The sequence below is a fragment of the Nostoc linckia z4 genome (genome assembly GCF_002608075.1).
GTDB lineage: Bacteria > Cyanobacteriota > Cyanobacteriia > Cyanobacteriales > Nostocaceae > Nostoc > Nostoc linckia.
In genome coordinates, this window is the sequence record NZ_LAHA01000105.1 from 1 (window position 1) to 15536 (window position 15536).

Annotated in this window: 13 protein-coding genes; 3 read left to right on the forward strand and 10 right to left on the reverse strand. The window is 42.3% G+C overall.

What is annotated here, in order from left to right:
• Positions 1-186: 186 nt before the first annotated feature.
• The 5 genes from uvsE to VF06_RS41805 form a co-directional block, all read right to left on the reverse strand.
• Positions 187-1137, reverse strand: coding sequence for a UV DNA damage repair endonuclease UvsE (uvsE, locus tag VF06_RS37645; protein WP_099067385.1), 951 nt, complete (start codon positions 1135-1137; stop codon positions 187-189).
• 151 nt (positions 1138-1288) lie between these two features.
• A complete protein-coding gene (locus VF06_RS37650) occupies positions 1289-3040 on the reverse strand; it encodes an ABC transporter ATP-binding protein (RefSeq protein ID WP_099067384.1) in 1752 nt (583 codons plus the stop codon).
• Entirely contained in the window at positions 3037-3339 is a 303-nt protein-coding gene (locus VF06_RS37655) for a hypothetical protein (protein ID WP_143861895.1), read from the reverse strand. The genes VF06_RS37650 and VF06_RS37655 overlap by 4 nt, the downstream gene beginning before the upstream one ends.
• A 50-nt stretch (positions 3340-3389) precedes the next feature.
• The gene (locus tag VF06_RS37660; protein WP_257208163.1) at positions 3390-4754 is read right to left on the reverse strand and encodes a lipid-A-disaccharide synthase-related protein; all 1365 of its coding nucleotides are present in this window, start codon (positions 4752-4754) and stop codon (positions 3390-3392) included.
• A gap of 141 nt (positions 4755-4895) precedes the next feature.
• Positions 4896-5141, reverse strand: a complete 246-nt coding sequence (locus tag VF06_RS41805) for a hypothetical protein (protein ID WP_218964548.1) — start codon at positions 5139-5141, stop codon at positions 4896-4898.
• Positions 5142-5194: 53 nt separating this feature from the next.
• Here VF06_RS41805 and VF06_RS37670 point away from each other — a divergent pair, with 53 nt between their 5' ends.
• Positions 5195-6403 carry a NupC/NupG family nucleoside CNT transporter gene (locus VF06_RS37670; protein WP_099067380.1) on the forward strand — a complete coding sequence of 403 codons (1209 nt, stop codon included), beginning with the start codon at positions 5195-5197 and terminating at the stop codon, positions 6401-6403.
• Positions 6404-6877: 474 nt separating this feature from the next.
• Here the strand turns inward: VF06_RS37670 and VF06_RS37675 are convergent, their stop codons facing one another.
• Positions 6878-8815 carry a hybrid sensor histidine kinase/response regulator gene (locus tag VF06_RS37675; protein WP_099067379.1) on the reverse strand — a complete coding sequence of 646 codons (1938 nt, stop codon included), beginning with the start codon at positions 8813-8815 and terminating at the stop codon, positions 6878-6880.
• A gap of 413 nt (positions 8816-9228) precedes the next feature.
• The gene (locus VF06_RS37680) at positions 9229-10629 is read right to left on the reverse strand and encodes an amidohydrolase (RefSeq protein ID WP_099067378.1); all 1401 of its coding nucleotides are present in this window, start codon (positions 10627-10629) and stop codon (positions 9229-9231) included.
• Positions 10630-10709: 80 nt separating this feature from the next.
• Between VF06_RS37680 and VF06_RS37685 the strand changes: the two genes are divergently transcribed.
• A complete protein-coding gene (locus VF06_RS37685) occupies positions 10710-11486 on the forward strand; it encodes a cysteine hydrolase family protein (RefSeq protein WP_099067377.1) in 777 nt (258 codons plus the stop codon).
• A 155-nt stretch (positions 11487-11641) separates the two neighbouring features.
• Positions 11642-12097, forward strand: coding sequence for a cupin domain-containing protein (locus VF06_RS37690; protein ID WP_099067376.1), 456 nt, complete (start codon positions 11642-11644; stop codon positions 12095-12097).
• Here VF06_RS37690 and VF06_RS37695 read toward each other — a convergent pair.
• The 3 genes from VF06_RS37695 to argZ form a co-directional block, all read right to left on the reverse strand.
• Positions 12094-12231 (reverse strand): histidine kinase, encoded by a 138-nt coding sequence (locus VF06_RS37695; protein ID WP_099067375.1) that lies wholly within the window; start codon positions 12229-12231, stop codon positions 12094-12096. The two genes, VF06_RS37690 and VF06_RS37695, sit on opposite strands and share 4 nt — an antisense overlap.
• A 6-nt stretch (positions 12232-12237) precedes the next feature.
• Positions 12238-12828 carry a hypothetical protein gene (locus VF06_RS37700; protein WP_244918115.1) on the reverse strand — a complete coding sequence of 197 codons (591 nt, stop codon included), beginning with the start codon at positions 12826-12828 and terminating at the stop codon, positions 12238-12240.
• A 263-nt stretch (positions 12829-13091) separates the two neighbouring features.
• A complete protein-coding gene (gene argZ, locus VF06_RS37705) occupies positions 13092-15203 on the reverse strand; it encodes a bifunctional arginine dihydrolase/ornithine cyclodeaminase (protein ID WP_099067373.1) in 2112 nt (703 codons plus the stop codon).
• Positions 15204-15536 lie beyond the last annotated feature (333 nt).

A 15536-nucleotide genomic window follows, 5' to 3' on the forward strand; every position in this document is an offset into this window, starting at 1 on the left:
GAATTCTGACTCCTGAATTCTGACTCCTGAATTCTGACTCCTGAMTYCTGACTCCTGAATTCTGACTCCTGAATTCTGACTCCTGAATTCTGACTCCTGAATTCTGACTCCTGAATTCTGACTCCTGAATTCTGACTCCTGAATTCTGACTCCTGACTCCTGACTCCTGACTCCTGACTCCTGAATTCAGACTCCCGACTCCATCAGCCACCAAGAACGCAAATGAGCGATCGCTACTTCTTTTTGTTTGGCTTCCACTTCTATCCAAGGTACTTCATGGTAAACATCGGGCATAGCAGTAATTAAATTGCTGTGCTTTCTATCATTAAAACCTTCTTCACCGTTGGAAATATGGACTAATTGCCAATCTGGATTTGCCCAAGTTTCTCGTGCTGCATGTAACATAGATGCCACACTTGGATCGTCGTAGCTATCTAAATTTTCGTGGCAAATCTGGTGATGAGCATCAAACACCATTGGGATTTCTGCCTGCTGACATACTGCTAAAATCTCACTAGCACTATAGGCATATTCATCGTTTTCTAAAGTCAACCGATTTTTAATTGCTGGTGGTAATTCGGAAATTACTTTTACAAGTTGTTCGCTGCGTTGAGATTTGCCACCATGAATATTCATTAATGACCAAGGCGATTGGGGTAAGCCTAATAAATCGAGGTTGCGGGCGTGGCGTTGGAGAATTTTGATACTTGTTTTCACTATTTCTGGTGAATCAGAACTCAGCACTACATATTGGTCGGGATGCAATACCATTCTGATGTTTAATGCTTTTGCACGTTCGCCAATTTTTGCTAATGCATCGCTCATTTCCTCTAATATATTTGCCCCGATTTCGTCTTCTATATCGCAAAGAGGAAATAAAGCACTAGACATCCGATACAGCTGAATTTGATTTTTCTCACAAAAGGATAAAGCGTCATGTAAACGCTGTAAATTATGCTGATACAGTTCTTTGAGGGCAGTTTCACGTTCCTCAAGAGTTAGTTTTAAGTACCGCGTGCGCGTCATTGTCCGAAAGCGCACTTGTTTATCAAAGGTGATACAAACCAGCCCCAAGTGGGGTAAAGTGGTCTTCTGTTGCTGTGTATCGGGTAAATTCTGGAACTGGATTGCAGTCATGAACTAAATTTATTAACTTATCAATATATTATTCTTGTTTAATTTTAATAAATCTTGTTATGAATTGATAAGCATCTCAAGAAGCATTTACACTCAACAGCCACCACTAATATTTTTCCCAACTCAAATTCGATTGAGATAGTAAAAATTCCTACTTAATATTGCCTCCCTCATTTGTAGAGTAAAACTGTTGGGCATAAAAACGCGCATAGCGTCCTTCTTGAGACAAAAGGGAAGTGTGAGTACCAGCTTCCACCACTTGTCCTTGTTCTAGCACGAGAATGCAGTCAGCCCGACGAACGCTGCTTAAGCGATGGGCGATAATAAACACCGTGCGGTTTTGCATCACTCGTTCTAGTGCTTCTTGCACTAATGCTTCTGATTCTGAATCCAAGGCAGAAGTAGCTTCATCCAAAATGAGAATTCGGGGATCGTTGACAATTGCTCTGGCGATCGCTAATCTTTGGCGTTGTCCTCCCGATAAATTAACTCCCCGTTCTCCCACCCAGCTATGGTAACCTTGGGAAAACTGGGTAATAAACGAGTGAGCGTTGGCAATCTTCGCCGCTTCCTCAATTGCTGCTAAATTTAATTCTTCCTGACCATAACCAATATTTTCGGCGATGGTTCCAGAAAACAGCGTAATATCTTGGGGAACAATGCCAATTTGACGGCGCAAACTTCTAAGGGAAACATCGCGGATATCAACATCATCAACGAGAATTTCACCCGCCTGCGGATCGTAAAAGCGAAGTAAAAGGCTAATTAATGTCGATTTTCCCGCCCCAGAACTACCAACTAAAGCAATGACATTACCAGGAGTAGCTAATAGAGACAGATCCTTGAGGACTGGCTGACCTGGGTTGTAAGCAAAATTCACGTGGCGATACTCTACCTTACCAGTAACTCGCGGTAATTCCTGAGCATTTGGCTTTTCAATCAAACTCGGCTGCTTCGCCATCAATTCAAAAATCCGTTCAACAGAAGCCTCAGTTTGTTTGTACTCGTTGTAATTGCTAATCAACAAATCGATTGGCTGAATCAAGATAGCCACAGCAGCTAAAAAACTGATAAAACCTTGAGCTGTCAGTTGGTTTTGAGAAATTTGCCATCCTCCCAAAAGAAACAGCAGCATAATGCTAACCGCTTCCAAAAAACCCACAACCGGAAATTGAATTGATTTGAGTTGTTGAGCGCGATACTTAGCTTGGCGATTGCGTTCTGCTTCTCGCTCAAAACGCTGAATTTCATAACCTTGTGCAGCAAAAGCTTGCACCACGCGAATTCCGCTAAACACTTCAGTTAGCATCGCCGACAAATTAGAAACTTGATTTTGACTTTGGCGAGATAGTACCAGTAATCGCTGACCAAATAGACCAATTAACCAAGCCATTAAAGGAGCCAAAACCAAACTTGCAAGGGTAAGTTGCCAATTCAGGTACAGCATGTAAATGGGAATGGCAATTAACTGCAACAAATTAGAAAGAAACTGATGAGATAACTTGTCTACAATTTCCCCCACGCGATCGATATCTTCAGTTAACCGATAAGTGAGGTCACCCGTTTGTGTAGTTTCAAAATAATCCAATCCCAGCTTGTGCAAATGAGCGTAAAGCCGCTTACGCAAACTTAAAACCATATTCAGGGCAGCAGCAATCATAAAAACATTCTGCCCGTATTGACAAAGCCCGCGAAGCAAAAAAACTACAGTAGCTAGTCCCAGCCAGTAAGCAATCTGGTTAACATTTCCCTGACCGACAAAAAAAGCGATCTGACCTGTTAGGTAAGGCAGTGCTAAAGTAAGCAACACAAATCCTAAGATACAAACCAATCCCCGAACTAACAGCGGCCATTGGGGCCACAAATAAGGTAACAGTTGCCAGTAACTAGAGCGGACTTTCATAAGTAGTTGGACAAAATTAAATTTATTCGTAGAGATAAGTAACAGCGAACAAGTAAACAATTACCCAAATTCAACAAACGATTGAGCAAATTCAACAAACGATTGAGCAAATTCAACGAACGATTGAGCAAATTCAACAAACGATTGAGCAAATTCAACGAACGATTGAGCAAATTCAACGAACGATTGAGCAAATTCAACGAACGATTGAGCAAATTCAACGAACGATTGAGCAAATTCAACAAACAATTGAGCAAATTCAACAAACGACAAAATCTTGGTGCTGGGTGACTCTGCAAGAAACCCCCCTCCGGGAGTCTACAAGACCGTCTCTCATAGGTTTTCTGCTCTAATACTTGTAAATTCTGAATTCTGACTCCTGAATTCTGACTCCTGAATTCTGACTCCTGACTYCTGACTCCTGAATTCTGACTCCTGAATTCTGACTCCTGACTYCTGACTCCTGAATTCTGACTCCTGAATTCTGACTCCTGAATTCTGACTCCTGAATTCTGACTCCTGAATTCTGACTCCTGAATTCTGACGATGCGCCGGACGGGCCGAATCGCTCAGGGCCATTTTTTTGACACTGAGCTAGATAATCTGCATCTTGTAAAGTTTCCACTAATCGTAGAGCCGCTTGTTTGAGAGTGTCAGGAGTTGCTGGCCCTGTGCCGATGGTTTGGGCATTAATCCCTAACAATCGCGTTTGCGCCTCTGCAAACGCATAAGTAAATTGAGGCCCTTGTCCGGGAATTTGGATAATCGGTTTGCCGATCGCCACTGCTAAATCCACCGCTAACCCTGCCATGCCAATCACCAGGGTAGAGTAATATACAATATCACTGAAAGCATTCGAGTAACATTTTACTTCTACTAGCGGCAATTCTTCAGCAGAACTACCAGGCAAAGAATAAGTGAGTACCCCTTGATTTAATTGCCAGCCTTCACTTTTAGCAATGTCGTCTAATTCTGCCATCAAATTTGGTACTAAAGCCGCACGAAACTGCAACCTAGACTCAGGCATTACCTTGGCAATTTCCACCACCAGTTGCAACTGCAAACAGAAATTTCTTGCCGCCTCTGGCATTCGCGAACCTGGTAACAAGGCAATAGTTGGAACCTCTGGTTTAAGTTGCAAGTCCACCCCAGTGGGAACAAGGCGATCTAAAGCCGGAATTCCACCAAACTGAGCTTTAGTTATACCTTGCCGTTGCAAGTCAGAAGCCGTATAAAAATCTCTAGTGAAAACCGTTAAACAGCGAGAAGAATTCAAATCGTGCCACAACAACGGATTGATACGCAATCGCCCTTCATAAAGGGCAGAAAGACAAGAAATAAACGAAACAAAGGGGCGCTTTGTTAAGTAAGCAAATGTCTGAGAGATAAAATCCCCAGTGGCCATCACCAAATCACAGTTAGGGGCGTATTGCAACACCGCTTGTAACTGTCGCCACGTTAACCCAATCAATCCCGATTGAAAATCTTTGAGCAAATACAGGCGCTTCATGTAAAAGAATCCGCCAGAGGGCATTGTTTGTGTGGGCCCAATAATAGGAATATCCAAACTACGGTAAGCTTTTCCTTCCCCCACAATCGGCATTGCCGCCATTTCAATAGAAGGAGACAATTCTCGGAGAGTCTGAATTACATGAGAGGTGTGATTATCCTCTCCGTGGCCGTTACTGATAAACAAGATTCGCTTAGAAGGCATCTTGGGATTATGGATAAGTCTAAAATGCTTGTTTAATGAAATTTTTTACTAGCCCCTTTGGAATTGGGAGTAGAAAATAGTTTTTGCAGATACTAATTTATCAGAGAATACAGTATTGAGAGTGCCAGCGCTATCGGTACATTAATAGTCATCCTGGCGGATAGGGCATGGGGCATTGGGCATGGGGCATGGGGCATGGGGCATGGAGCATGGGAAGGGAGACAAGGGAGACAAGAGGGACAAGGGGGACAAGGTAGCAATTTTTCTTCCTTGTCTCTCCCATCTCCCCATCTCCCCATCTCCCCATCTCCCCATCTCCCCATCTCCCCATCTCCCCATCCCCCCATCTCCCCATCTCCCCATCTCCCCATCTCCCCATCTCCCCATCCCGCAACTAACATGGAGTTTTTCATCAAAAAAGTTGTATCGCCAAGGTAAATATGGAACGCGCTATTTCTGCGTTGGGAATTTTAATTTTTATCGCCATATCCTATGCCTTTTCTGTAAATCGTCAGGCGGTGCGGTGGCGAATAGTTGCTTGGGGTTTGGGATTAGAGTTTGTATTTGGCTTGGTGATTTTGAAAACTCCTTGGGGCTTGAATGCGTTTAAATCTCTAGGAGATATTGTCAGTCAATTTTTGGCATTCTCTGATGTTGGAGCTAAATTTGTCTTTGGAGAAAATTTTAAGGATCATTTCTTTGCCTTCCAAGTGTTGCCGACAATTATCTTTTTCTCTGCCTTCATTAGTGTCTTATATCACTACGGTATTTTACAGCGAGTGGTCAGCCTAATGGCGTGGGTAATGATGAAGACAATGAAAACATCGGGTTCTGAATCTTTATCCTGTGCCAGTAACATTTTTTTGGGGCCAACAGAATCAGCGCTGGTGGTGAAACCTTACATAGCGGATATGACGCAATCAGAACTCCATGCCCTGATGACTACTGGTTTTGCCACAATTGCAGGTGGAGTATTAGGAGCGTACATTTCCTTTGGGGTACAAACAGAACACCTAATCGCGGCTTTTTTTATGACTGCTCCCACGTCATTGGTGGTATCAAAATTGCTGTACCCAGAAACAGAGGTATCAACAACTGCTGGTAAAGTCAAGGTGGATGTAAAAACTAATTATATAAATGTTATTGATGCAGCTAGTAGCGGAGCCATTGACGGCGTCAAGCTAGCAGTGAATGTGGGGGTAATGATTATTGCTTTTTTGGGATTATTAGCTGCTGTGAATGCCTTGCTGGCATGGTTAGGGGGATTGTTTGGTTTACAGCAACTTTCATTACAGCGAATTTTGTCTTATTTTATGGCTCCCGTAGCATTTTTGATGGGTGTACCTTGGGCTGATTGTCAAGAAGTGGGCGCACTATTGGGTACAAAGACTATTTTGAATGAATTTATTGCTTTTTTAGATTTAAAGGCATTAATTGAAAGCGGAAAAATTTCTCAGCGTTCGGTTATAATCACGACTTACGCATTATGTAACTTTGCCAATATTGGTTCAATTGGCATTACCATCGGCGGTATTACTGGCATAGCACCGAATCGCCAACATGATTTAGCTCGTATGGGTGTCAGGGCAATGATTGGCGGATTGTTGGCTGGTTTTATCACAGCTTGTATTGCTGGGATGTTGATTTGAATATAACTCAATACGCTTGGTGTTAAGGCTAAAACTCTTGGTCAAATTCAATTTTTTTAACGTAGACGCGTAGCGGCTTGCCGCAGGCTACCGCCAAGGACGCATTCGCGCAGCGTCTCGTCAGAGAAGGACGCAAAGAGAAGAAAGAAAGGCTTAACTGAACTGTATTGGAATATAACTCCTAATGAAATAAAACCAAAAAATAAATTATTCAGCTTGCGGTTGTTGACTGCTGAGTGTTGACTGTTTACTGTCAACGGTCAACAGTCAACAGTTAATACCAATTCACCAAAATATTGATATACATACAATGTACGGGCGAACGGCTGTTAGAGACGCTATGCGTAGCTTGCTTAAGAGCAGGGGTACGCTTAGAACGATGCAGGAGCGTCTTGATTCTGAATTCTGAATTCTGAATTCTGAATTCTGAATTCTGAATTCTGTATTCTGTATTCTTCTTCAATTGGAAGTCCTTTATTTGACCCCAACTAAGTCAGTAATCGCTTCTACCAGTTTCTTCGCTTTAACTGGTTTAGAAATATGCCTTTGAAAACCAACTCTTAACGCTTGCTGGTAGTCAAATTCTCCAGCATAGGCGGTCAGGGCGATGGCTGGAATCTTTCCTCCTTGTTCGGGTGGCAGGGTTCTGACCTGCTGCATCAACATGTATCCATCAATATCTGGCATACCAATGTCGCTTAACAGTAGGTCTGGCTGAAATTCGCCAAAAGTGATTAGTGCCTCACTTGCTGAGGTAACTGCTGTTACACTTGCTCCGTATTCCTCTAGTAAGCAGGTAGTAAATTCTCGCGTATCTGTATCATCTTCTACCACTAAAATCTTGATACCTTTTAAATCTAAAGATTGCTCAGGTTGTTTACTATCTTGTTTTGTCAGAATTTGAGTAGGCATAAGTGGTAACCTCACAATAAAGGTTGCTCCGTGATTAATGCCTTGGCTTTGAGCCTCGACAGTCCCGCCATGCAGTTCGACTAAGTGACGAACTATCGCCAAACCTAACCCTAATCCACCAAACCTCCGAGTTGTGGTGCTGTCTGCTTGGCGAAAATAGTCAAACACATAGGGAAGAAAATCTGGGTGGATGCCTTTACCTGTATCACTAACGGTGATTAAAGCTTGAGAATCAAGGCGTTCTAGCCGGATTTCTATGCGTCCTCCTACTTCGGTAAACTTAACCGCATTGGAAAGGAGATTCCAAATTACTTGCTGTAATCGGCTAGGATCTCCTAAAACTTGCACTGTATTTGTGGAGACCATTGTCTGTATTTGAATTGATTTGGCTTGCGCCGCCAAGCGTACTATTTCTATTGCGGCTTGAATCGTCAATCCCAAATCCACAGGGCGAATATTCAGGTTGAGTTTGCCTCTCAAAATCCGAGAAATATCCAGCAAGTCATCAATTAATTCAGCTTGTAACTGGGCATTACGCTCAATGACCTCCAGTGCTTGAGCCGTCTGAACCTCATCTAACTTTTTGCTTTGAAGTAACTGCGACCAACCGAGAATAGGATTCAAAGGTGAGCGGATTTCATGGGATAGCACAGCCAAAAATTCATCTTTGATGCGATTAGCGGCTTCTGCTTCTGAGCGTGCAGCTTGTTCTCGTTTGAGTAATTGTTCTCGCTCTTGTTCAGCTTGCTTGCGTTTGCTGATGTCAAGACAGAATGAAATTACTTCTTCTTGGTTATTATCAGCTTCTCGCAATAAAGTGCCACCGATTAAAATAGATATGGAACTACCATCTTTACGACAATATTCTTTTTCTTGGAGTGGAAATATTTTTGTAGCTTCTAGTTCTAGGAAAGAATGTTCGCTTAATGCTAAATCTTCTGTGAGTGTGAGGTCTTGCCATCGCACTCGTCCCACTAAAATTTCTTCGCGTGAATAACCGAGCATTTTTAGAAATGCTTCGTTAGCTTCAATAATCTCTCCATTGCTATTGCTGACAAATACACCGATTATATTAGATTCAACTAAATGTCTAAACTTCGCCTCACTCACTTGTAACTGCTTTTCTCGTTTCTCTAAGCGTTGCTGAAAAATCCTTAATTGTCTATGAAAGCAACTCATAATGATAGCAATGATTAAAAACACACATAGATGCACTATGCTATCTATGCGGTAAGCAAACAATGTAAATAATGGCTCGATAAAAAAATAGTCTATCACTACAGTTGATAAAGCAGTGGCTAGTAGTCCTGCTTCCATTCCACCATACCAAGCACTAATCGCTACAGCCACAAAAAAAAGCATAAACATCGTCGGTTTAAGTAGCGAACTTAGCAGTACTGACAGTAATAGTGAAATTGTAACTGTCAGTAATGCTATAATATAAGGTGCTAAATTCTGACGTATTTCTTTCAAAGAATTCAGATGAGATTTAAAGCGCATCACAGAAATTTCTCCAGCCTGAAAACCAAAAATCTAATCACCTATTATTTTCAAATAGGGGCTGAAATCTACCAAGTCTTAACATTATCTCTTATCTTTATAAAAAGAGTATTACAGAACTGTGGCAAATACTTGACTATAGTTTGCAGCTGATAGCAATAGAAAAATTTGGATTATTTTCCAAGTCAATAGTTATACACTATATCTAAGCCAATAGACTTTTTCAGAAGTCGGGAAAAGGGGAAGGGGAAAGAGAAGGGAAAAGGGGAAGGGGGAAGGGGAAAGGGGGAAAGGTTTGGTATTTTCCCTTTAATCTTTAGTCAACAGTCAACTGTCAACAGTCAACAGTCAACTGTCAACAACCACTCCTATTGGTTATGCTTTTTTAGCGCCCATTAACTTATGTTTGTGTTTCATAACCCCATCACTGTGCGATAATGAGTTTCAATTTGTGCAACAGTTTCCGATTTCCTCTTAGTCTCCCATTGACTGCGGGTAAATAATTCTTGGCGCAATTCGTCAACATTAATTGTTGTAAATTTACCATTATTAATAATTTGTTTGCCATTCACCCAAGCACTATTTACAACATTACTAGGACGCCCCAAAACTAATAAGCCAATGGGGTCTGTACGCGGTAATAATGATAAATTTGTGAGGTCATAAAGTACGAAATCCGCTTGTTTTCCGACAGTTAAAGAGCCGAGTTGATCTGCAACATTCAATCCTTTTGCACCTCCTAAAGATGCCATTTCCACTGATTTTCGGGGTGTAATCCAATATTGATAATCTAAATCTGTAACATTATGTAAAATCGAACCAATTTTAATAGCTTCTAACAAATCTTGGGAGTCATTACTAGAAGCCCCATCACAACCAAAAGTGACATTGACTCCGGCTTGGCGATATTTTAAAATCGGGGCGATGCCACTGCCTAAGCGTAAATTACTCAAGGGATTATGAACGACTGTAGATTGAGTTTCGCTGAGAATAGCAATATCAGCGTCATTTAACCAAACACAATGGGCAAGAGAAGTTTTATCACTTAAATATCCAATTCGTTGTAAATGTTCTACAGCCGTACAACCGTATTTTTCTTGGGCGAGTTTTTCCTGTGCCCTGGTTTCTAGTAAATGGGAATGACGACAAAGATTGTAGCGATCGCTTAATTCAATACACCCAACAAACAAATCATCAGTACACAATTGTATCCCTGTTGGTGCAACTAAAATACTCACACCTTCATCTGGGCGATGAAATTTTTTTACCGCTTCTTCAATAATTTCCAACGTTGCCGCAGTGGAGCGAAAATAAGGTTCATGATTTTGTGTAGACTCCCCAGATGGAATACCTGCGGTGAGAGATTGATCTTGAATTAAAGGCGCGATAAAAGCTCTAATTCCCACTTCTTTATAAGCGCGAATTGCAATAGCAATGGTTTCTAACTCTTGTCCGGGAATTAACACCAAGTGGTCTACTACACTCGTTCCACCAGAAAGTAAAGTTTCCACCGCCGTTCCCAATGCGCTGAGATAAACTTGTTCGATATCCAGAGGTGCAAAATCATACAGTTCCGCCAACCATAATTCTAAGGGCAAAACCGACATGATTCCCCGTTGCCACATTTCCGAAGAGTGGGTATGGGCATTAAAAAACCCAGGAAGCAGCAGCTTATGTTTACCATCTATAGCTGTACCGATGACTTCTAAATTCGCAGCGATGGCAGCGATTTTACCATCTACAACCTGTACATCAACTGTTACGTAATCATCGTTAGTAGCAATTAAAACATTTTGGATAGTGAAACTTAACATATTTAACCTTGATTAAGAATCGTCTTCTGAACTAAGTTTCAAGTTACAAAATAGAAAATGGTATTGGCAATTGCAATTGTATGAATTTACCATTACGGACATTGGGGTTTCCACCAAATGCGTGGACAGTGAATGATGTCATTGCAGATATCACCCGTCCTCAAAAGACCCCACAACCCGTTATCTTAGCAACAGAAACAAAAACTCTGCGTCTAGACCTAGCAAAAGCCGCCATCCTCGTCATTGATATGCAAAATGACTTCTGTCACCCTGACGGTTGGTTAGCGCATATCGGCGTGGATGTCACCCCAGCCCGTAAGCCCATCGAACCTTTAAAAATTTTACTCCCAGAATTGCGTACTGCTGGTGTGCCGATAATTTGGGTGAATTGGGGGAATCGTCCCGACTTACTCAACATTAGTGCAGCTTCACTCCATGTCTACAACCCCACGGGCGATGGTGTGGGTTTGGGCGATCCCCTGCCCAAAAACGGTGCAAAAGTACTCATGGCAGGCAGTTGGGCGGCGGCGGTGGTGGACGAACTACAACCGCTAAAAGAAGATATTCGCATAGATAAATACCGTATGAGTGGTTTCTGGGATACCCCTTTAGATAGTATTTTGAAGAATCTGGGAAAAACTACACTATTCTTTGCTGGTGTTAACGCCGACCAATGCGTACTGACCACGTTGTGTGATGCTAACTTTTTAGGGTATGACTGCATATTAGTCAAAGACTGCACCGCCACAACATCACCTGAGTATTGTTGGCTGGCGACATTGTACAACGTTAAACAATGCTTTGGTTTTGTCACAGATTCTCAAGGGATTTTAAAAGCGTTGACAGTTGACAGTTAACCGTCAACCGTCAACCGTCAACCGTCAGCAATTAACACCAAAAGATGATTATTTTCCAAATCTCTGTCTGCAACTTCCAGAAAATTAATTCTGACAACTAAATATTCAATACTTGCATCTTTTGTCACCATCAATAAATTCGAGGGGATAAATAAATGTACGCTACCCGTTGTGTAATTCCTGTGATCAAATCTCCCAAAGATTATCAGGTGTATCGCATCAATCCTGACGACTCCAATCGCTTAGCGATTATTTTTGATTCCACCAATGCAAATACCTCCTTGACTTGCTGTCTAGAAATATTTGATGTCGGCGGACAAACACCACCAAACCGCCATCAGTGGGCAGTGGAAATGTTTTTTGTGATCAAAGGTGAAGCGATCGCCATGTGTGACGGTAAGATGGCTAAAATCAAATCCGGAGATAGTTTATTAGTACCTCCCACAGGTACGCACATGATTAAAAATACAGGTTCTACTCGCTTGTATACCCTAACTGTAATGGTTCCTAATGAAGACTTTTCGGAATTAATTCGCAGTGGAACACCTGTAGAGTTAGATGCAGAAGATATGGCAGTACTAGGGAGATTGGATGCTTTAATACCTTGTTAAAGGAGAATTGGGCATTGGGCATTGGGCATGGGGCATGGGGGATGGGGACAAGGGAGACAAGGGGGACAAGGTAGCAATTTTTCTTCCTTGTCTTCCTTGTCCTCCTTGTCCCCCTTACCTTGTCTACTCTCCACTACTTTTTACTCAAATTTGAGGTTTTCTTTGGTGAAATATACTTCTGTTTGAGTACCTAATGTATCGAGACGATTACTGCCAGTATTGACTATGACAGTATATGGTTTAATGGCTGGTAGTGGAGACGAAACAGAGAGATAAATTTTGTCGTTGATGATTATTTTTGTGGGAGAAATGTTTTGCAATTTTTTGATAGGTTCAACTTCAACATCTCCGTTGCGATTACAAAGTCTGCCAAAAGCTAAAGCTGTGGTTTTTGGAGGAACCGCGAGTAAATAAAAATAATCAGGACTCAACCATTCTCGCCAATTATTATCGCCACCGTCACCAATATATTGAATAGATGATTGGGATACTGTTGACCAAATTTTAGGAGCAAGTGCTTTAGGAAAAATCACTACTGTTAGTTTTTGGCCATCGCCAAAAGAAACTTTTGTAGTAAATGTGCCTTGACGCCATTTAATTCCATTATTATCGTAATCTTTAACTTCAATTTGGTTTAGTGATTTAAGACTACTACAAAAGTCCAGTCGTTTATCATCTGGCGATCGCAAGTTAACCAAGACAATCATTGATATAAAGACTAAAAAAATCAAAAAAAATATTTTCCCAAGTCTATGAACTTTCATTACTTTATAGTCAACTTAATTAAACATAAAAAATAGTAGGGTCAAAATGCCTACCCTACTATTAAACTTGTAAGCTAATCGTCATTCAAATTGCATCTTTGTGTCTGGTGTGTCCCCCTGTAAGAGCGTCTTTCTAACGAGTTGAGTTATGCAATTTAAAAGCGCATCAGCTTAACGCCTAATGGCGATCGCACCAGAAGTTTCGTGTAATATCTGGAGTAGTTCGTTTTTTAACCTACCTTACTAATATAGGGACTTGTTAATTTATCCAACTGCTGAATCAACAGGCTGAGGAATAATCCCACGTCTGTGACTACACCCACTGATTCTACAGAACCGCGATCGCTCAATTTAGTCACCACAGCTGGGTTAATATCCACACATACCATTTTCACCCCCGCCGGAGTCATATTACCCACGCCAATTGAGTGCAGCATTGATGACAGCATTAAAATCATCTCTGCACCTTCTAGGTTTTTGGCATACTGTTCTTGGGCTTTAATCAAATCCATTTGGGTATCAGGTAAAGGCCCGTCATCCCGAATTGACCCAGCAAGCACAAAAGGCACGTTATTCTTAACGCACTCATACATGACGCCACTCTTAATTACCCCCGCTTCCACGGCTTTGGGAATGCTACCGTAACCGCGGATGGTATTAATTACCTTCAGGTGATGGCGGTGTCCGCCACGAACGGCCACACCCCGCTTCATGTCTACACCCAAGGAAGTACCCATCATATTTTGCTCGATGTCGTGGACAGCGATCGCATTGCCACCGAGTAGCGCTTGCACGTATCCTTGGCGAATTAGTTGTGCTAGATGTTCGCCGCCACCAGTGTGAATCACTACTGGGCCAGCCGTGACAACTACTTTACCACCAGCATCACGAATTTTACGCAATTCCCAAGCGACTTGTTCCACCACTAATTCCACCCGGCGTTCGCTAGAAACCCCAGATGACATAAAGCTGAATTCGTTAGTGCTGCGTTGTTCTCGCGATTCTGTTTTGCGGATGGTGCGGATACCTAGCACGTCTGTGACTACTTGTTCGCCAATTGCTAAATCCCGTAATATTTTACACCTAGCTTTGAAGCCGTTGGGTGTTTGAGTAATGGCGATCGCTCCATCCATCCGCTGATTTTCCACCTTCACCCACTGGCCATGAATTCGCACTTCGGTGGGATAAATTGTACTGACGTAGAAATCTTCAGGCGCTACGCCATTTTGAATTACAGGTTCTAATTTAGCGTCTCGCTCATCTTGGGGTAAGTCTACAGCACCCAAATCAATCAACCGCGAAATGATTTCTTCCATCACTTCATGGGATGGTGCTGATACCTTGACTTCGGCAGCTGAAGTACTTTGACGCTGTTCTCCCAAATTAAAATTCAAAACTTGGAAACTTCCGCCAGCGTCTACAATCAAATCCAAAGCCCGGTTAATCAAACCAGCGTCTAACAAATGTCCTTCCATGCGAATGACACGGCTTTCCACCGAGACGTTGGCATGAAGTTCTTCTCTCACAGGTTCCGTCACCCGTAGGGTTAGGCATTTAGCCGCACCACCAGCTTTGAGAAATTCAGTCAGCGGTGTTTCTAGCACTTGGAAACCAACATCAGCAAGGCGCGACTTCAAAGCATCACTCGCCTTGTTCATAATCACGATGCTTTCTACATTCACCGCATTGCAAGCAAAGTTGACTGCATCAGCTTCGGCTATGGCGATTCGCTTTTCTGGTGCTACCCGCATTTCAATCAAGCGGTTGGAGTAGGAATCAAAAGCACCAGGATAGTAAAGCAAATAACCGTTTGCTAACGGACAAAAGCAAGTATCCAAATGATAGAAACGTTCGTCTATCAATCGTAGGGAGAGTACCTCAATATCCAACCATTTAGCGAGGTAAGGGTGAGAATCTAATTCAGAACGGAAACCATATCCCGCCCATAACCAGCGTCCTTCCCGATCTAGCAGTGCGTCTCCTGCTCCTTCAAATGGTAAATCTTTGGGAAGTTCATATACTGTGTAACCATTTGCCTCAAACCATTGTTTAAAGTAAGGTTCTTCTCCCTGACGTTCTTTGTGTAAAAAACGACTGAGTACCACATTTTCTCCCAGTACTAAACCAGCGTTGGCTGTAAAAACTAGATCTGGCCAACCTTTTTCTGGCGGTACTAAGTCTACAATGGCGTGTTGTTTAAGAATGTGGTGTAGTCCTTGCCACTGTTCTACAGCGCGATCGCGTGATGATTTGTGAATATTCCCTTCCATCCAGGGATTAATCACATAATCGACATCGTAGTGATCGGGAGGACACATCAAAAAGCGAATCCGGGAAGTCATAAAAATTTTACAAGCGTATTTTGGACACAGATTTCTATTTTGGCAATTTTGTCAAATCTGCTACTAGAGCTTCTAACTTTTGATAGTTGAAGGTTTTACAGGGGCTTCGTTTTTAATTCTATTACTGGAAAATCCAAACGGAAGGTTAAGAAGAAAACAAGGTGACAAAATGGCGGGGAGGTGGGGAGGTGGGGAGGTGGGGAGATGGGGAGGTGGGGAGATGGGGAGATGGGGAGGTGGGGAGATGGGGAGATGGGGAGATGGGAGAGACAAGGAAGAAAAATTGCTACCTTGTCCCCCTTGTCTCCCTTGTCCCCATGCCCCATGCCCCAT

What these genes read in the sequence shown, in the direction of transcription:
- uvsE (WP_099067385.1), bottom strand. Translation starts at nt 1,137, where the DNA reads ATGACTGCAATCCAGTTCCAGAATTTACCCGATACACAGCAACAGAAG.
- VF06_RS41805 (WP_218964548.1), bottom strand. Translation starts at nt 5,141, where the DNA reads ATGGGGAGATGGGGAGATGGGGAGATGGGGAGATGGGGAGATGGGGGG.
- VF06_RS37670 (WP_099067380.1), top strand. Translation starts at nt 5,195, where the DNA reads ATGGAACGCGCTATTTCTGCGTTGGGAATTTTAATTTTTATCGCCATA.
- VF06_RS37690 (WP_099067376.1), top strand. Translation starts at nt 11,642, where the DNA reads ATGTACGCTACCCGTTGTGTAATTCCTGTGATCAAATCTCCCAAAGAT.
- VF06_RS37675 (WP_099067379.1), bottom strand. Translation starts at nt 8,815, where the DNA reads ATGCGCTTTAAATCTCATCTGAATTCTTTGAAAGAAATACGTCAGAAT.
- argZ (WP_099067373.1), bottom strand. Translation starts at nt 15,203, where the DNA reads ATGACTTCCCGGATTCGCTTTTTGATGTGTCCTCCCGATCACTACGAT.
- VF06_RS37650 (WP_099067384.1), bottom strand. Translation starts at nt 3,040, where the DNA reads ATGAAAGTCCGCTCTAGTTACTGGCAACTGTTACCTTATTTGTGGCCC.
- VF06_RS37685 (WP_099067377.1), top strand. Translation starts at nt 10,710, where the DNA reads ATGAATTTACCATTACGGACATTGGGGTTTCCACCAAATGCGTGGACA.
- VF06_RS37680 (WP_099067378.1), bottom strand. Translation starts at nt 10,629, where the DNA reads ATGTTAAGTTTCACTATCCAAAATGTTTTAATTGCTACTAACGATGAT.